We start from the raw sequence: 16,101 nt of genomic DNA on the forward strand, positions 1-16,101 counted from the left end.
TGACGCTCGTGACCACACCCGGAATAGTGGCGCGCGGCGTCCGACGATCGTTCGGAGACGTCCACGCCGTGCGCGACGTGACCCTCGAAGCCCGCGAAGGGGCGGTGACGGGCCTGGTCGGTCCCAACGGGTCCGGCAAGACAACGCTCATGCTCATGCTGGCCTCGCTCCTCGCCCCCGACGCCGGCGAGGTGCGGATCGGGGGCGTCGACCCGGTCGCCGACCCCGCCGCCGCTCGGCGCCTTCTCGGCTGGATGCCGGACGCCCTCGGCGCCTGGCCCTCTCTCACCGCTCGGGAGACGATCGCCGTCACCGGCGAGCTCTACGACCTGACCCGGCCGCAGGCGAAGGCGCGCGCGGCGGAGCTGCTGCGCGACCTCGGGCTGGAGGGCCTCGCCGACGCACCCGCGCGGGTGCTCTCGCGAGGGCAGAAGCAGAAGCTGGGCCTTGCGCGCGCGCTCGTGCACGACCCGCGGGTGCTGCTGCTGGACGAGCCCGCCTCAGGGCTCGACCCGCAGGCCCGCATCGACCTGCGCGTGCTGCTGCGGCGCTTCGCAGCCGAGGGGCGCACCGTGCTGATCTCCAGCCACATCCTCTCGGAGCTGGAAGAGGTGATCGACGACGCGGTGTTCCTCGTCGCCGGTGAGACGGTGAGCTCGGAGCGGGTGGCGGTCGCGGCATCCCGCACGCGCACGTGGCGCATCCGCCTGGCCGACCGCGACGGCGTCGCCGCCGTGCTGCCGGTGGCCGCCGCGCTGGGGCTCGATGCCGGCACCCTCCCCACCGACCGGCGCGACGTGCTGGTCGGGTTCGCCTCGGATGCCGACGCGGCGCGGGGCCTGGCTGCCCTCGTGTCGGCGGGGCTCCCGGTGGCCGAATATTCGGCGGCCACCGGAATGCTCGAGCACACCTTCCTGGATCTTCGCGAAGGGCCCGCCACCGGGGGAGGAGCGGCATGAACGTGCACCGTCTCGCAACGATCGCGCGGCTGGAGCTCGTCCAGCGGATGCGATCGGTCGCCTGGTACGTGCTGCTGGGGGTGTTCGCGCTCCTTCTCATCGGGGTGACGTGGCTGGCGTTCCTCGCCTGGGGCACCTCGAACGAGCGCGGGCCCGGCATCTACTCCACGGTCGTGCTCATCACTCTCCTGCTCGCGGTGCTCGTCTCGCCGACGCTCAGCGGCAACTCCATCAACGGCGACAGGGATGCCGCGACCCTCGCACCCGTGCAGGTGACCCTCGCCACGACGGGCGAGATCCTGGTGGGCAAGTTCCTGGCGGCGTGGGCGACGGGGCTCGCCTTCGCCGTCGTGGCGATCCCGTTCCTCGTGATCGCCACGGCGGCGGGCGGCGTGAGCGGATGGGTCGTGCTGGTCTCGCTCGTGGTGCTGGTGGTCGAGATCGGTGTCGTCTCTGCGATCGGCACGGCGCTCAGCGCCATCCTCGCCCGGCCGCTCTTCTCGGTCGCGACGACCTACCTGGTCGTGGCGGCGCTCACGGTCGGCACGCTCATCGTCTTCGGGCTGGTGGGAGCGGGCGTACGCACCGAGGTGACCCAGTCGTACCGCGTCGTCACCTACCAGGGCGACGGTATCGTCTGCGCCGACCGATGGGAGACGACCACGTTCGAGGTGCCGCGATTCGACACGGTGTGGTGGGTGCTGGCAGCGAACCCCTTCGTCATCCTCGCCGACGCCACCCCGACCCAATACGACGCGCGGGGATGGCCGGTGGACCTCTTCGGCCAGATCAAGAGCGGTGTCCGCACGGCCCAGCAGCCGCCGCCCTCGGAGCAGCGATACGACGAGTGCGCGCCGTCGACAGGGGACGATACGACGCCGCGCGACATCATCGCCGAGACGGTTCCCAGCTGGTTCGTGGGTCTCGGCGCGCAGCTGCTGCTCGCCGGCGGACTGATGGCCTGGGCCTACCGGCGCACCCGCACCCCGGCCAGGACGCTGCCGCGCGGCACCCGCATCGCTTGATCGCGCGTTGCCGCCCGTTCAGGGGGCGGGAGGCCGAGGATCGGGCGGGGGCGCGTCGAGGGCGCGCACCATGCGGGTGAGCACCTCGCGCAGCTCGGACCGGGCGGGTTCCGCGAGATCGGTGGTGAACTCCACCCCGGCGGGGACGAAGGTCATGCCGTACATGGTCTCGCGGAAGTCCCGCCCGCCCACCGGCCAGCGGGTGCGGTCGGCGCCCTCGGCCTCGGCGCCCTGCGACCACTCCCCGAAAGCCGCGCGCATGTCGGCGAGGGGCAGGTCCATCACCACGTCCGCCTCCACGGGCTGGCGCACCCACGACCGGGCGACGGAGATGAACTCCTCGACCTGCTCCGCCGTCAGTGCCCGAGCCTCGAACAGCACGCGGGTGTGCTCCACGTGCGACAGCCGGTCCACGCGGAAGGTGCGCCAGTCGTCCCGGTCGAGGTCCCAGCACAGCAGATACCAGTGCCGGTCCGCCGGTGCCAGCACGTGCGGCTCGACGCGGCGCCGGCTCACCTCGGCGGATGCCGCGGTGTACGTGAACCTCACGCGTTCGTGATCCCGGCACGCCAGGGCGAGCTCGCCCAGCACCTGCGTCGACACGGGGGCCCCGACGCCGCCTCCGGTCGGCTGCAGGGCGTCGCCGATCGCGTGCACCCGTCGGCGCAGAGCCGCCGGCAGCACCTGCTCGAGCTTGGCCATCGCCGTGAGAGTGGTCTCGGGCCCGCCCACCAGGCGCTGCTCGGCGGCGATGCGCAGTCCCACCGCCATGGCGACGGCCTCTTCGTCGTTGAGCAGCAGCGGAGGCACGGCCGACCCGGCTTCGAGGCGATAGCCGCCCGCCGCGCCGGGCGAGGACTCGATGCGGTAGCCGAGCTCCCGCAGGCGGTCCACGTCGCGGCGCACCGTGCGCTCGGTGACGCCCAGTCGCGTCGCGAGCTCTCGTCCCGGCCAGTGCCGGTGCGTCTGCAACAGGTTCAGCAGCGACAGCGCGCGGGTGGTGGTGTCGGTCACACCGTCATTGTGCTCGTCATTGCGGACCGGATGTGTCCGGATCGCCTTCTACCGTGGCCGCCATGGCTGAACCGATCATTGAAACCGCGGGCCTCACCAAGAGGTTCACCGTCAAGAAGAAGACCGTCGCGGCGGTCACCGACCTCACCTTCCACGTGGCAGCCGGCGAGCTGGTGGCGTTCCTGGGACCCAACGGCGCCGGCAAGTCGACGAGCCTGCGCATGCTCACCACCCTGCTTCCTCCCACCGAGGGCACGGCCCGCGTCGTCGGGCACGACATCGTGCGCGATGCCGGGGCCGTCCGTGCGCGCATCGGCTACGTCGGCCAGCTGACCAGCGGCAGCTTCGCGCAGCGCGTGCGCGACGAGCTGATCAGTCAGGGAGCGTTCTACGGCATGGCGCGGGCGGCGGCCCGCATCCGCGCCGACGCGCTCATCGAGTCGCTCGACCTCGCCTCCTTCGCCACGCGCGCCGTGCAGCAGCTCAGCGGCGGGCAGAAGCGGCGGCTCGACATCGCCCTGGGGCTCATGCACGCCCCGCCCCTGCTCTTCCTCGACGAGCCCTCGACGGGCCTCGACCCGCAGAGCCGCGCGAACCTCTGGCAGCACATCCTCGACCTGCGCGCTGAGCACGGCACGACGGTCTTCCTCACCACGCACTACCTGGACGAGGCCGACCGGTACGCCGAGCGCGTCATGGTGATGGATCGCGGCAGGGTCATCGCCGATGACACCGCAGCCGCCCTGAAGGCGACGCTCGCCGGCGACGTGCTGACGCTGCGGTTCGCGAGCGACGCCGACGCCGACCGGGCCGTGCCCGTCGTGCAGGCGCTCACCGACCGCCCGGTGCGGCGGGAGGGCGCGGCATCCGTCGCCGTCACCGCTCCCGACGGAGAACGCCTGCTCCCGGAGGCGGTCCGCGCGCTCGATGCGGCCGGGGTCGCCGTGCGACGGGCCACCGGCGTGCCTCCCACCCTCGACGATGTCTTCCTCGCTCTGACCGGCCGCACGCTTCGCGAAGCGGGCGAGGGCACCGACGCGTCGGGAGAGGCGGATGCCGCCGACGCGGTCGATGCCGCCGGGCAGACGGGAGTCGTGCGATGACCACGCCGGCGATCGGGCGCCCTCACGCCGTGCGCGACACCTGGAACGTGCTCACCCGGGAGCTGCGTCCGGTGCTGCGGGATCCGTTCTCACTGATCTTCAGCCTGCTGCAGCCGCTGGTGTTCCTCGGGTTGTTCGCGCCGCTCCTGGCCGGCGCTGCCGGCGGCGACGTCGCCGGAACGCTGCAGTGGTTCGTGCCGGGTGTGCTGGTGATGATCGTCCTGTTCGGAACGGGCGCGACGGGGTCGAACCTGCAGTACGAGATGATGACCGGCTCGCACGAGCGCACCCTCGTCGCCCCGCTCTCGCGCTCGGCCCTGCTGGTGGGGCGGGCGCTGAAGGAGGTGGCGCCGATCGTGGTGCAGTCGATCGTGATCGTCGTGATCGCCTGGCCGTTCGGCTTCCGCGTCGATGTCGCGGGGTTTCTGATGGGACTCGTGCTGCTGGCGGTGTTCGGGGTGGGACTCGGAGCGCTGTCGTACTCCCTCGCGCTCGCGACGAAGGACCGCGAGTGGTTGTTCTGGGGCGTGCAGCAGGCGCTGATCTTCCCGCTCCTCATCCTCTCGGGCATGCTGCTGCCGCTCGACGACGGGCCGGCGTGGATGCGCGCCGTGGCTGCGGTCAACCCGGTGAACGGGGTGGTGCAGGCCGAGCGGGCGCTGCTGGCCGGGGACGTCGGAGCCCCCGCCGTGCTCTGGGGAGCGGTGTCCGCGCTCGCCGTGGCCGCTGTCGGTCTGGGTGTCGGCGTGCGGGCGATGCGTCGCTCGGGCTGACGCACGGATGCCGCCGGTCGCGGGAGGGCGACCGGCGGCATCCGGTATGTCGGGCGGGGTGTGTCAGGCGCCGTGGGCGATGAGCCAGCTCTCGCCGTTGACGTAGCCGTTGTTCACCTGCACCTCGAGGTGCAGATGCGCCCCGAAGGCGCGGCCCGTCTCGCCGACCTGGCCGATCACCTGACCGGCGACGACGCGGTCGCCGACCTGCACGGTGCGGGAGCCGTACGTCATGTGGGCGTAGAGGGTCGTGACGCTCACGCCGTTGATGTTGTGCGCGACCTTGACGTACACGCCCCAGCCGGGCCCGCTCTCGGACGACTCGATCACCACGCCGTCGGCGACCGAGGAGATGGGGGTGCCCGCGGCGACCATGTAGTCCACGCCGCGGTGGCCCGCGTAGGGGGTGCCGAAGTTGTCGAAGTACGGCAGCGGCCGCACGACGCCGCCACCGGCGGGAATCGCCGCCGAGACCGCGGCGAGCTGGCCGTTGGTGATCGCCGCAGCGAGGCGGGCGCGCTCGGCCTGCGCGGCGGCCTCCTCGGCCTGCTTGACCGCCGCGATCTCCTCGGGAGTCGTAGCGGCGTACGACAGGCGGTCGAGGGCGACGCCGTCGGACTGCGAGGCGACCACGAGCGACTGCGTCTCGCGGGGGGCGTCAGCCTCGGAGGCGGCGACCAGCGAGGTCGTGCCGTCGGCGGCATCGAGTTCGACGGAGGTGTCGAGGGGCCGGGCGGCGGTGTCGGACATGTCCTGCGTCGTCACGGCCATGGCGGGGATGGCGGTGGTGCCGGCGAGGCTGACCACGACGCTCACGGCGAAGACGACGTGCACGGTCCGCCGCGCGGAGCCGGGCGTGCGGGTCGCCGCCCGCGCGGTCACCAGTGTCGACCACCGGGCGCGGGAGGCCGCGGCGATCCGGGCGGAGCGGCGGGTGGGACCGGGGCTGGGCGTGGCGGAACTGGGTGAAGTGGAGTTCTCGGTCAAACGGGGGCCTCTGGGCTTTGTGAGCCCGCGGATCGGCGCCGTCGGATCGGCGCGGTGCGGATGCCGCGAAATGCTTCGGGTGGCGGCGCGTGCGTAACAATACTGTCACGATGAACCTGAACGGAGCCTCCGAGAGCCGTAGCTTCCGCTAAGGCAGCCGTCAACCGGATGCGCTCGGCGATTCCGTCGCCGATGCTGGCGGAGGAGAGGAGCACGCCATGAGTAACAATCTGCCCGACCTGCCCGACGAGGAGCGTCCCGCCGATCCGGCCGCCGAGAGCTTCTTCGCCGACCCGCTGCTCGACGACGAACGTCCCGTGCCGCTCGACGAAGAAGACGACGCCGCCCTCGAGATCGAGAGCCAGGACCTCGGCTCCTGACACGGCGGGGCGGCAGCGCCGGGCTGGCCGCATCGCCCCCGCCGCGGTAGCGCGGCGCCTGCGCTCGGCGGGCGGCGAGGTCGTCGCGCTGTCGCGGCTCGTGCTGGCCGCCAAGACCGCCGTTGCCGCCGCCGTCGCCTGGTATCTGGCGCCCGCCGTTCCCTTCGCCGACGCGGAGTACTCGTACTACGCCCCGATGGGGGTGCTCGTCAGCATGTACCCCACCGTCGCGGACTCCGCACGCGCGGGCGCGCAGGCCCTCGGCGGGCTGGCCCTCGGGATCGTCCTCGGCTTCGGGGGACTCGCCGCGGTCAGCGTCGGTGCGCCTGCGATCGCGGCGATCGCGCTGGTCATCGGGGCCGGCGTCGCGCTCGGCGGCATCCGGGGGCTCGGGGCGGGACGCGACTGGATCGCCATCGCGGGGCTCTTCGTGCTGCTGCTCGGTGGGGGCAGTGCGGACGAGTTCTCGACGTCGTACCTCGTGACGATGGCCTTCGGCGTGCTGGTGGGGATCGCAGCGAACTTCCTGCTGCTGCCGCCGCTGTACCTGCGGGAGGCGGGTGCGCAGCTGGCGGACCTCCGTGAGCGACTCGCGCTCAGTCTCGAGCGCCTCGCCGGCGACATCGAGACCGGCGAGGTCGACCCCGCGCGCCTCGATCGTGAGTCCGATGAACTGGCATCGCTCGCGGCGAGCGTGGCCGAGGGCATGGGTGAGGCCGGCCGCAGCGTGCGCGGCAATCCGCGCGGACGCGGACGGGTCGCGGAGCAGGAGCAGAACGACCTCGCGTGGTCGGCGCTGGAACGCGCGACACTGCTCACGCGGGAGGTGACCGAGGTGCTGGCGCGGCGGCCGCAGGTGACGGCCGACGGTCTGCCCCGTCTGCATCGGCAGCTCGGCGAGGCGTTGCGCGCCTGTGCTGACCTCGTCGCGGCGGGTCCGTCCGCGCAGGACCTGTCTCCATCCGCCGAGGGTGCCTCGGCCGCCGTCACGCGGTACGCGCGGTCGGTCGCCGCGGAGACGGACGACGCCGCTCAGCCCGACCCGGCGTTCGCCGTGGCCGGCCACCTCAGCCGCATCGTGCAGCTGTGCGGGCCGGCTGCGGCACGGGGCTGAGCGGCGCCGCCGCGTCACTCGGAGTCGGTCGTCTCCGCGTCGATGTCGTCGCCTTCGGCCTGTGAGGGGTGACCCATCGCTTCGTCCGTCCCGGACTGCTCCGAGGGGCGGTCCGGGTCGTCACCTTCGGCCTGGCTGGGGTGCGCGTTGTCCGTGTCCATGCTGCTCCTCCTTCGATCGGGCATCAGTGGGGTCGACGCTAGGGGCAGCGCGCGCCGGTCGCGAAGGGATTGACGACGGCTCTGCGTGGGAGTACCCCGCCTCACGCCTCGCCGGCGCGGAGCGCCTGCTCGACCGCCGCCGACACGCCCTCGGTCCACGGCTCGCCATGCCCAGGCAGAACGGTGCGGGCGCCGGTGTCGGCGAGGGCGGAGAGCGCCGCCAACGCGGCGTGAGGGTCGGCCGTCGCGGCGTTCGCGACGATGCGTGGGCCCACGGCTCCGGTGTAGGGGTCGAGCGTGACCAGCGCATCGCCGGAGAGCAGCACGCCGACGGCGGGAAGCAGCAGCGCGCAGTGCCCCTCGGTGTGCCCGGGGGTGAACACCGGCACCGGGGCGCCGGGCACGCCGAGCGGCTCACCGGGGACGAGGGTCCCGCCGGCGTCGATGCCCTTGACAGCGAGGGCGCCCGCAGCGGCCATGCGGGCGATCACGGGGATGGCGCGAGGATGCCGGAAGGGATAGATCCAGCGCGGGGCGGCGTGGCGGTAGCGGTACGGATGCCGCGCCAGGCGGCGGTCCCGCTCGTGCACGTGGTGGGCGACGCCGTGGTCGTCGACGAGGCGTCGCGACATGCCGACGTGGTCGAAGTGACCGTGGGTGAGCACCACGGCGTCGATGTCGGACGGGGTGGCATCGAACTCGGCGAGGAGCGCGACGAGATCACGCCACATGGCGGGCAGGCCAGCGTCCACGAGCGTGATCCCCGCGGCATCCCGGATCAGGTAGCAGTTCACTTCGGCGCGGGTGAGGCGGTGCACGCCGGGGGCGATCTCGGTGCGCGACGGAGCGGGAGCGGCCATGCCGCCAGGCTCCGGGCCGGACGCGCCCGCAGCCACGGGGTTGACCCCTCGGGGATGCCGGTGCTACCGAACAGGGGAGGGGTCGTCAAGTCGATGCGGCCCCGTGCGGGTCTTGCGAAGCTTGCTTCTGTCGCTTCTCACAGACAGGAACCACCATGACGCTGCCCGCCGCCGCGGAGCCCCGGATCCACCCTCGACCCGCTGCCCGCGGTCCCCTGAGCGCCGCGATCCTGGAACTGCTGGCAGACCCGGCCCAGGATGCCGCCGGCGTCGCCGCCCGCGCGGCTGCTGCTGTCGACGCCGCCGACGACGTCGTGCGCGACGACGACGTGCAGCTGTCGCTGTTCCTGCTGTACGCGCTTCACTACGGCTCCCTCGGCGGCCTTCCCGACGCGAGAGAGTGGGACCCGCACCTGCTCGCAGCCCGCCACGTGCTCGAGGCGGCGTTCGAAGCGCGCCTGCGGGCCGAGATCGACGTCCCGGAAGCGCCCGACGAGCCCGGTGCCGATGCCGTTGCCCGGTTGCTGTTCTCCCTCACCGCACCGACGCCCGGGCCGAGCCTCGCCCGCCACGTCGCAAAGAAAGCGTCGGTCGAGCAGCTGCGCGAGTTTCTCATGCACCGCAGCATCTACACGCTGCGCGAGGCCGACCCCCACTCCTGGGTGATCCCGCGGCTGACCGGACGCGCGAAGGCGGCGCTCATGGAGATCCAGTTCGACGAGTACGGCAGCGGCGACGCAGGTCGCGCCCACGCCGGCATCTTCGCGCAGACCATGCGCGGGGCGGGTCTGGACGACACCTACGGCGCGTACGTCGACGCGGTGCCCGCGGTCACCCTGGCATCCCTCAACATGATGTCGATGTTCGGGCTGAACCGGCGGCTGCGCGGCGCGATCGTCGGCCACCTGGCTGCGTTCGAGATGACGTCGTCGATTCCCAACAAGCACTACGCCGACGGCTTCCGGCGGGTCGGGTTCGGCGCGGACGTCACCTGGTACTTCGACGAGCACGTCGAAGCCGACGCGGTGCACGAGCAGATCGCCGGCCGCGACCTCGCGGGCGCGCTCGCCGAGGACGAGCCCGATCTGCTCCCCGACATCCTCTTCGGCGCCGCCGCGTGTCTCGCCGTCGACGGATGGGCGGGCGACCACATCCTGCAGGCCTGGCAGGAGGGGCGGTCGGCCCTGCGCGAGGGCTTCGTTGCCTCGCCCTGACCGCGCGCGCCTGGACGGCGAGTACGTGCTCCCGCTGCGGTGGGACGAAGACGCCGATCTCGCCGAGCAGACGGTGTACCTGCGGGAGCTGGCGGATGTCATCGACGTCACGGTCGTGGACGGCTCGGATGCCACGGCGTTCGCCGCGCACCGGGCGGCGTGGCCGTTCGCGCGGCACGTCGCACCGGTCGTTCCCGGCCGCAACGGCAAGGCGCGCGGGGCGATGACCGGCATCCGTCTGTCCCGTCACGAGAAGCTCGTCATCGCGGACGACGATGTGCGGTACGACCGCGCCGTGCTCGCTGCGGTGCTCGACCGGCTCGGGCGCTCGGATGTCGTGCGCCCCCAGAACGTCTTCTCGCCCGCGCCCTGGCATGCGCGGTGGGACACCGGGCGCACGCTGCTGAACCGCGCTCTGGGCGGAGACTTCTCGGGCACGGTGGCGCTTCGCCGCAGCGCCCTGCCGCCGGGGGGATACGACACCGACGTGCTGTTCGAGAACCTCGAGCTCGAGCGCACCGTGCGCGCCCGCGGCGGCCGTGTCGACGTGGCATCCGACCTGTACGTATCCCGGCGCCCGGCCGAGGTGCGCCGGTTCTGGGAGCAGCGGGTGCGGCAGGCGTACGACGACTGGGCCCAGCCGCAGCGACTGCTGCGCGAGCTGGCACTGCTCCCGGCCATCGTGTCGCTCGTGCGTGCCGGGAACGCACGGGGGCTCGCGGCCTTCGCCGGGGCGGTCGTCGCCCTCGCCGCCGTCGGCAGGGCGCGCGCCGGTGGGCGGGCGCACTTCCGGGCGAGCGACTGCCTGTGGGCGCTGCCCTGGGTGCTCGAGCGCTCTCTCACCGTCTGGATCGCCGTGCTGCTGCGCCTTCGCGGCGGCGTGCGCTATCGCGACGAACGCATCCACCGCGCGGCCACGCCGCTGCGCACCCTCAGGAGGACGACATGACCGCGGACGAGACCACCATCACCGCCTACCCCGACGGCCCGCTCATCGTGCGCGGTGCGGTGATCTACCGCAACGAGGCGGGGGAGGAGATCCGCCAGCCGCGCCGGACCGTGGCGCTGTGCCGGTGCGGCGTCTCGGCGATCAAGCCCTGGTGTGACGGCACCCACAAGCTCATCGGGTTCACCACCACGCCGGAGTTGCCGGGGGAGTGAGGCGGGGGCAGGGCCGGCGGGCGGCGGGCCGGGGGCGGGGGCGGCTGCGGCCCCGGGCGGCGGCAGGCCAGGCGGTCTCCCAGCGGCGACCGATACGGTGAACGAATGCCTGTCTGGTGGGAACGCGTTCGCTCTTTGTTGTCGATGAGCGCCCACGAGCATGCCGCCCTCCCGGACCTGCGCGGGCTGGAATCCAGCCGTGCCCGTGTCGAGGGCACCCAGTATCGCCCCAACGACCACGAGCGGATGAGCGTCGGCGATCGCATGTACGTGCTGCGCCGCGAGCCGCGCAACCAGCGAGACGCGTCGGCCATCGCCGTCTACGCCCGCGGGCGCGCGGTCGGATACGTCTCCACGGCGCGGGCGGCGGTCATCGCGCCTCTGCTGGACCGCCTCGGTGGCGCCGCGGTGGTCAACGGCATCGGCACCGACACCGACAGCAGTCGACTGTGGGTCGAGCTGCCGGAACCTGCGGTGCTGGACGACTTCGTGCGGGAGTACGAAACGGCCTGAGGTCGGGCTGCGGTCCGCGGCTCGCGCGAACGGGCCGGGGATTCCTCCCCAGGCGGCGGTGCCGCCGAGTTATCCACAATGCCCGCGTGGCCTGGGATTTGTGAAGCCCTCAATGTCGGAGGGGGTCGGCAGAATCGGGGGTATGAACAGCTCCTCGGCCGCCGGCTCGATCGCCACCGCCTCGCACGGCGCGGTGATCAGCGGGGTGGAGCACACCCGGCGGGCGATCGCGGCGTTGCAGGCGGAAGAGCTGCAGTGGTTCGCGCGGGCCGAGGCTCTCGCGGCGGAGGAGACCGCGCGTATCCCGTCGAGTGAGGGGCGGGAGCGGGAGATGCCGCGCCGCGGCATGGCCGCCGAGCTCGCGGCGGTGTTGCGCCGGTCGGATCGGGGCATGCAGGAACGCATGCGGGACGCCGCCGTGCTGGTGGAGGGGTTCCCCGAGACGCTGGGTGCTCTCGAGTCCGGCCGGATCGACGTGGCGCACGTGCGGGTGATCCAGGATGCCGGGGCGCGCATCACGGACCCCGACGCGCGAGCACGGTTCGAACAGGCCGCGCTGGTGGTCGCGGAGCGGGAGACGCCGGGGCGGGCCAAGCCGATCATCCTGATGCTCGCGCAGCGCCTGGACCCGGTGCCGCTGGAGGAACGGCACACCGAAGCCGCGGCCGGTCGGCGGGTGTGGGTGCGGGACCTCGACGACGGGATGGCCGAGCTCGCGGCGGTGCTGCCGGCTCCGCTGGCGTACGCGATCAAGGAGCGACTCACCGCGCACGCGCGGGAGATCGTCGCGGCGGCACGGGGGGCGCGGACTGGGGCGGGCGGCGAAGCTGACATCGGAGCGGAGGCTGCGAGCACAGATGTCATCGCAACGGACTGCCGCACCACCGACCAGGTCCGCGCCGATGTGCTCACCGACCTGCTCCTCACCGGACACGCCACCGCACCGGTGTCCGCCGGCAGCATCCCCGCGACCGCGGCGATCAGCGCGCACGTGCAGATCACCATCCCCGCAGCGACCCTCACCGGGGAAGGCACCGAACCCGCCGAGCTCGTCGGCTACGGGCCCATCGACCCCACCACCGCCCGGCACCTCGCCGCCACCGCCCCGACCTGGGAGCGACTGTTCACCTCACCCACCACCGGGGCGGTGCTGCAGGTCGACACCTACCGGCCGAGCGTGCAGATGCGACGGCTCCTCGACGCGAGGGATGAGCACTGCCGGTTCCCCGGATGCCGGAGGCCCGCGCGACTGTGCGACGGCGACCACACCATCGACGCCGCCCGCGGCGGACCGACCCGCGTCACCAACCTCGCCAACCTCTGCCCCGGCCGACATCACCCCGTGAAGCACAAGACCGCATGGAGTGTGGTGCAGAGACCCGACGGCATCCTGGAATGGACCAGCCCCACCGGGAGGGTCTACGTCGACGTCCCGCGGCGGGTGCTGGAGTTCATGGCCCTGGCCGCCGCGGAAGAACCCGCACCGTTCTGACGAGCGGCGACGGTCAGCGGGTGACCGTGAGCCGCACGTCCATGAACCTCGGACGGTAGATGCTCGCGTCGTCGTAGACGTCGCCCACGTTGTCGAAGGTGTTCACGTTGTAGGTGACCAGCAGGCGTGATCCCCGTGTCAGTTCGGGGTGGGAGTGCGAGTTGTAGGTGAAGACGTCGGCATCGCCGTAGGTGCCGGCGGCGCCCGTCTCCGGTGTGCGGAACAGTTCGGTGTCGCCGGTGAACATGTCCGTCGGGCTGCAGCCGACCTTCGCCACGACCCGGGTGCTGAACAGCTCCGAGGTGTCGTGCGTCACCATCAGGTAGCCGTCACGGAACTTCTCGACGCTGAACTCATTGGCCACGTTCTCGGCGACCGGTGCCGCATCCGCTTCTGACGCCGACCAGCGGGAACCGTCCCAGAACGTCCACGCTCCCTTCAGCCCGTCGCCGTCGGTGGTGCGGGCCACGAAAGCGGTGCGAACTCCGGCGACATCCTCGATGCCGTAGATATACGTGGTGCGTCCCTCCTGGAGGGTCCAGGAACCCCAATTGATGCCGCGTTCGGACGGCAGGTCGGTCACCTCGATCAGGCGAAGCGTCCGGCTGTCGAGGGTCGCGAGATGGTTGGCGGTCCACCGGAAATCGAAGCTGCCCGTGCCGGTCTTCTCGAACTGCAGCAGCGGGATCTGTATCGTCTTGCCGCGCCCATCGGCGGGATCGCCGATCCAGTACCAGGTGTTCGCCACTCCGGTCGGGGCGACGGCATCGGGCTGCTCCGCGGTGCCGCCGGTGACGGTGCGCAGCCCCTGACGCGACTGCACCACGATCGAGTTGTTCACGAACAGTGAGTCCTGCGGGCGGGACCCGTCGGGGTTCACCTCGCCGAGGAAGGTGTCCGAGAAGAACCAGCCGAGCTCGCCGCCCTGCAGCGGGAGGGAGAACGTGCTGTCGCCGCCGGTCCAGGCCCCCGCCGTGTCGCCGTAGTCGGCGAACTGCCCGGTGAGTTCCTGGTTCACCGATGCAGTGGCCGTCAGCGTGCTCGATTCGAGGCGGCACGAGTCATCCCCGTGCGACCGGTCGGCCGACGCGTGGGCGGCGGGACCGGTGACGACGGCCAGGCCGACGGTCAGGGCGAAGGCTCCGGCGGATGCCAGGCCGATGCGCGCTGAGGGGATCCGATACATGAGGGTCACTCCTTCGAGACTGTTGTGGGTGGTAGGGGGGAGTCAACGACGGAGCCGTCGGCGTGGATGTCGAAGAGTCGCTCGGCGACGCGGAGGTTGCGCAGCGTGGCGGTGGGATCGAGGTCCTGGATGCAGCCGCCGGCGGTGACGGCGCCATCGACGCCGATCCGCACCCCGAAGATGCCCTCCACGATCAGTTCGAACCAGGCCCCGGACGAGGAGCAGGACCAGTCGATGATGTAGGGCAGCTGCGGCGGCGCTTTGCGGGCTCCACCGTTGATCCCCGGCACGGCGTCCTCAACGAAGTGCGCCTGCCCCATCGGGCCTTGGTTGGCGCTGCGGGCGAGGCCGTCAAGCCAGCTGAGCAGCACCCGCGGTGCGCCGAGCGCGATGAGAGCGCGTCCCGCATCCGCGGGCCACGCCGGGTAGGCGCCGTTCCACTGATGATCGGGCCGCACGCTGTAGCTCGCGTCGGGATCCCAGGGCGACAGCGCCCCCATCCAGTTTTCTGACTGGAGCTCGCGCTGGAAGAAAGAGACCATGTCGGCGCGGAACTCTGCCGGCAGGTCTTGCGGGATCGTCGTTCCGACGATGCTGAAGTCGTAGCAGTGCCGCACCGGCAGGCGCGTACCGTCGGGCTGGCCGGCGGCGAAGAACCCTTCGCCCTCGACCGCGAGGCCCAGCACCCGTGGGAGCAGATCTTCGGCTTCGCCGCGTAGTCCAGCGGCCGCATCCGTGTCGCCCGTCTGATCCAGCAGAGCGGCGACGGTCCGCAGGTTCCAGACGTTGGCCGCGTTCAGGCTGGCGACCTCGTGCGTGTACGAGCTGACGCACTCGAGCAGGTTGTCGATCTCGCCGTAGTCGGCCAGCCCCGAGGGCGTGCGCAGATCGTGCCACGCCAGGGCCCAGTATCGGAGCGACTCGGTGACCGCTCCCCGCTCCCCGATGCGCTCGCGGAGGAACCCCGTGTTCCCGGTGACCCGCACATAGTCGTTCACGAGCCGCGTCATCGCGAAGTCGTTCACCGAATACCAGTTGCCGACTGTCTCCCCGGTGAGCGACGACGTGCCGAAGTGCGTGTGCGTGTCGAGCCCGATCCACAGGGACACCTGGCGCCGCATCTCTTCAGGATCGAGAAGGGCATGGGTGAGCGAGCTGAGACTGTAATCCCAAATGAAGGTGGTCGTCCCCCAGTAATTGGGCATGAGGGTGTCGTAGGAGCGGCCCAGCACATTCGCCGCGAAATCGCGGCGGAACCAGATGACACCGAGGATGCTCCACCAATACAGACGTCGGAGCGCGGGGGACTGCGTCTCGAGGGTCGGCAGGTGGCCCGAATACTCGCCGTTGCCGGGGGTGAACGCGGCTGCGAGCTGGCGGTTCCAGAACCGCTCGGCTTCGGCGACCGCGCCGGCGACGTCGGCGATGACGGCGCGGTAGGACGCATCCGCCTCATCGGATGTCGTACCGGTCGCGTTCACGTACCCGAAGCGACCGGTCCCGCCTGCGGGAACGGTGAGTTCCACGGCGATCTCTCCGCCGCGACCGTTGCCGCCGATGCCGGTCCCGAACGCGTCGGGGAGTTCGGGCACGCCGCTCAGCCGGATGTGAGCCGGCACATCCACCCCTTGCATGTTCCACGCGCCGCGCTCGGCGGAACGGAACACCAGCCGCCGGCCCTCGATCTCGACGTCGTCGCGCTCGCTCGGCGACTCGGCCTGGCGCCATGCACCGGCGGCACGCGTCACGCGCGCGGCGATCGACAGTGAAAGGCGGATGCGGCGCTGTTCGTCCCCGGTGTTGCGCACCGCGACCTCGATCACCACGGCCGTCTGTCCGGGCGCGGCCACGGTCGTCGTCGAGATCTCCCAGCCGTCGACCGCAGCAGTGCGCACGACTCTGTCCGGGCGCCATTGGTGCGTCACCGGCACGCCATAGGAGGCGAAGAGCCGACCGTCGACGAACAGCACCGCGGTCTGCGTGATCGCCTGTGACACCGGCGGGAACTGCACCGCGCTGATCGCGGTGAGGTCGTGGTCGACGCGCACCGTGCCGAGGAAGTTCGTCAGACCCGAGGGCGCGACCATATCGTCGAAGTGATGCGTGACGGGGTCGGCCGCCAGGTCTTCCACACGGGGGATCGCAGCGAGCACGAAGGT

General features: G+C 71.8%; 17 protein-coding genes. 11 read left to right on the forward strand and 6 right to left on the reverse strand.

All coding sequences use genetic code 11. From position 1 onward, the window contains the following. The first annotated feature begins 8 nt into the window (after window positions 1-8). Together QNO14_RS02535 and QNO14_RS02540 are read left to right on the forward strand one after the other, a co-directional pair. Window positions 9-959 carry an ABC transporter ATP-binding protein gene (locus QNO14_RS02535; protein ID WP_257506643.1) on the forward strand — a complete coding sequence of 317 codons (951 nt, stop codon included), beginning with the start codon at window positions 9-11 and terminating at the stop codon, window positions 957-959. Next, window positions 956-1,984 carry an ABC transporter permease gene (locus QNO14_RS02540; protein WP_257506644.1) on the forward strand — a complete coding sequence of 343 codons (1,029 nt, stop codon included), beginning with the start codon at window positions 956-958 and terminating at the stop codon, window positions 1,982-1,984. Before QNO14_RS02535 ends, QNO14_RS02540 begins: the two co-directional genes overlap by 4 nt. 18 nt (window positions 1,985-2,002) lie before the next feature. Here QNO14_RS02540 and QNO14_RS02545 read toward each other — a convergent pair whose 3' ends face one another. Continuing rightward, complete coding sequence (locus tag QNO14_RS02545; RefSeq protein ID WP_257494787.1) at window positions 2,003-2,998, reverse strand: helix-turn-helix transcriptional regulator; 996 nt, start codon at window positions 2,996-2,998, stop codon at window positions 2,003-2,005. Between the two features lie 62 nt (window positions 2,999-3,060). Here QNO14_RS02545 and QNO14_RS02550 point away from each other — a divergent pair, with 62 nt between their 5' ends. Next, entirely contained in the window at window positions 3,061-4,101 is a 1,041-nt protein-coding gene (locus QNO14_RS02550) for an ABC transporter ATP-binding protein (RefSeq protein ID WP_257506645.1), read from the forward strand. Then, window positions 4,098-4,874 carry an ABC transporter permease gene (locus QNO14_RS02555; RefSeq protein WP_257506646.1) on the forward strand — a complete coding sequence of 259 codons (777 nt, stop codon included), beginning with the start codon at window positions 4,098-4,100 and terminating at the stop codon, window positions 4,872-4,874. The genes QNO14_RS02550 and QNO14_RS02555 overlap by 4 nt, the downstream gene beginning before the upstream one ends. A 63-nt stretch (window positions 4,875-4,937) precedes the next feature. On the opposite strand, the gene QNO14_RS02560 is transcribed toward QNO14_RS02555, so the two are convergent. After that, the gene (locus tag QNO14_RS02560) at window positions 4,938-5,861 is read right to left on the reverse strand and encodes a M23 family metallopeptidase (protein ID WP_257506647.1); all 924 of its coding nucleotides are present in this window, start codon (window positions 5,859-5,861) and stop codon (window positions 4,938-4,940) included. Window positions 5,862-6,079: 218 nt separating this feature from the next. On the opposite strand from QNO14_RS02560, the gene QNO14_RS02565 reads away from it, so the two are divergent. Next, window positions 6,080-6,241 carry a hypothetical protein gene (locus tag QNO14_RS02565; RefSeq protein ID WP_257506648.1) on the forward strand — a complete coding sequence of 54 codons (162 nt, stop codon included), beginning with the start codon at window positions 6,080-6,082 and terminating at the stop codon, window positions 6,239-6,241. Window positions 6,242-6,341: 100 nt separating this feature from the next. Then, window positions 6,342-7,355, forward strand: coding sequence for an aromatic acid exporter family protein (locus QNO14_RS02570; RefSeq protein WP_257506649.1), 1,014 nt, complete (start codon window positions 6,342-6,344; stop codon window positions 7,353-7,355). A gap of 14 nt (window positions 7,356-7,369) precedes the next feature. Here QNO14_RS02570 and QNO14_RS02575 read toward each other — a convergent pair whose 3' ends face one another. Together QNO14_RS02575 and QNO14_RS02580 are read right to left on the reverse strand one after the other, a co-directional pair. After that, a complete protein-coding gene (locus tag QNO14_RS02575) occupies window positions 7,370-7,516 on the reverse strand; it encodes a hypothetical protein (RefSeq protein WP_257494780.1) in 147 nt (48 codons plus the stop codon). 101 nt (window positions 7,517-7,617) lie between these two features. Then, window positions 7,618-8,376, reverse strand: coding sequence for an MBL fold metallo-hydrolase (locus tag QNO14_RS02580; protein WP_257506650.1), 759 nt, complete (start codon window positions 8,374-8,376; stop codon window positions 7,618-7,620). Window positions 8,377-8,531: 155 nt separating this feature from the next. On the opposite strand from QNO14_RS02580, the gene QNO14_RS02585 reads away from it, so the two are divergent. The 5 genes from QNO14_RS02585 (at window position 8,532) to QNO14_RS02605 (ending at window position 12,756) form a co-directional block, all read left to right on the forward strand. Continuing rightward, on the forward strand, window positions 8,532-9,590 hold the full coding sequence (locus QNO14_RS02585) for an iron-containing redox enzyme family protein (RefSeq protein ID WP_257494778.1): 1,059 nt from the start codon (window positions 8,532-8,534) through the stop codon (window positions 9,588-9,590). Further along, the gene (locus QNO14_RS02590) at window positions 9,577-10,539 is read left to right on the forward strand and encodes a glycosyltransferase family 2 protein (protein WP_257506651.1); all 963 of its coding nucleotides are present in this window, start codon (window positions 9,577-9,579) and stop codon (window positions 10,537-10,539) included. The genes QNO14_RS02585 and QNO14_RS02590 overlap by 14 nt, the downstream gene beginning before the upstream one ends. Then, window positions 10,536-10,751, forward strand: a complete 216-nt coding sequence (locus QNO14_RS02595) for a CDGSH iron-sulfur domain-containing protein (protein ID WP_257506652.1) — start codon at window positions 10,536-10,538, stop codon at window positions 10,749-10,751. Before QNO14_RS02590 ends, QNO14_RS02595 begins: the two co-directional genes overlap by 4 nt. A 144-nt stretch (window positions 10,752-10,895) precedes the next feature. Further along, window positions 10,896-11,264 carry an HIRAN domain-containing protein gene (locus tag QNO14_RS02600; protein WP_257506653.1) on the forward strand — a complete coding sequence of 123 codons (369 nt, stop codon included), beginning with the start codon at window positions 10,896-10,898 and terminating at the stop codon, window positions 11,262-11,264. 142 nt (window positions 11,265-11,406) lie between these two features. After that, entirely contained in the window at window positions 11,407-12,756 is a 1,350-nt protein-coding gene (locus tag QNO14_RS02605; protein ID WP_257506654.1) for an HNH endonuclease signature motif containing protein, read from the forward strand. Between the two features lie 13 nt (window positions 12,757-12,769). Here the strand turns inward: QNO14_RS02605 and QNO14_RS02610 are convergent, their stop codons facing one another. After that, window positions 12,770-13,942: a DUF5005 domain-containing protein gene (locus QNO14_RS02610; RefSeq protein WP_257506655.1), complete on the reverse strand. Its 1,173-nt coding sequence runs from the start codon at window positions 13,940-13,942 to the stop codon at window positions 12,770-12,772. 5 nt (window positions 13,943-13,947) lie between these two features. Further along, window positions 13,948-16,095, reverse strand: a complete 2,148-nt coding sequence (locus tag QNO14_RS02615) for a glucosidase family protein (RefSeq protein WP_257506656.1) — start codon at window positions 16,093-16,095, stop codon at window positions 13,948-13,950. Window positions 16,096-16,101: the final 6 nt, after the last annotated feature.

The sequence above is a fragment of the Microbacterium sp. zg-Y625 genome, from assembly GCF_030246925.1.
GTDB lineage: Bacteria > Actinomycetota > Actinomycetes > Actinomycetales > Microbacteriaceae > Microbacterium > Microbacterium jiangjiandongii.

Excerpts from the sequence above, each read along its gene's own strand:
- QNO14_RS02540 (WP_257506644.1), top strand. The coding sequence starts at position 956 with ATGAACGTGCACCGTCTCGCAACGATCGCGCGGCTGGAGCTCGTCCAG.
- QNO14_RS02550 (WP_257506645.1), top strand. The coding sequence starts at position 3,061 with ATGGCTGAACCGATCATTGAAACCGCGGGCCTCACCAAGAGGTTCACC.
- QNO14_RS02555 (WP_257506646.1), top strand. The coding sequence starts at position 4,098 with ATGACCACGCCGGCGATCGGGCGCCCTCACGCCGTGCGCGACACCTGG.
- QNO14_RS02565 (WP_257506648.1), top strand. The coding sequence starts at position 6,080 with ATGAGTAACAATCTGCCCGACCTGCCCGACGAGGAGCGTCCCGCCGAT.
- QNO14_RS02575 (WP_257494780.1), bottom strand. The coding sequence starts at position 7,516 with ATGGACACGGACAACGCGCACCCCAGCCAGGCCGAAGGTGACGACCCG.
- QNO14_RS02580 (WP_257506650.1), bottom strand. The coding sequence starts at position 8,376 with ATGGCCGCTCCCGCTCCGTCGCGCACCGAGATCGCCCCCGGCGTGCAC.
- QNO14_RS02585 (WP_257494778.1), top strand. The coding sequence starts at position 8,532 with ATGACGCTGCCCGCCGCCGCGGAGCCCCGGATCCACCCTCGACCCGCT.
- QNO14_RS02595 (WP_257506652.1), top strand. The coding sequence starts at position 10,536 with ATGACCGCGGACGAGACCACCATCACCGCCTACCCCGACGGCCCGCTC.
- QNO14_RS02600 (WP_257506653.1), top strand. The coding sequence starts at position 10,896 with ATGAGCGCCCACGAGCATGCCGCCCTCCCGGACCTGCGCGGGCTGGAA.
- QNO14_RS02605 (WP_257506654.1), top strand. The coding sequence starts at position 11,407 with ATGAACAGCTCCTCGGCCGCCGGCTCGATCGCCACCGCCTCGCACGGC.
- QNO14_RS02610 (WP_257506655.1), bottom strand. The coding sequence starts at position 13,942 with ATGTATCGGATCCCCTCAGCGCGCATCGGCCTGGCATCCGCCGGAGCC.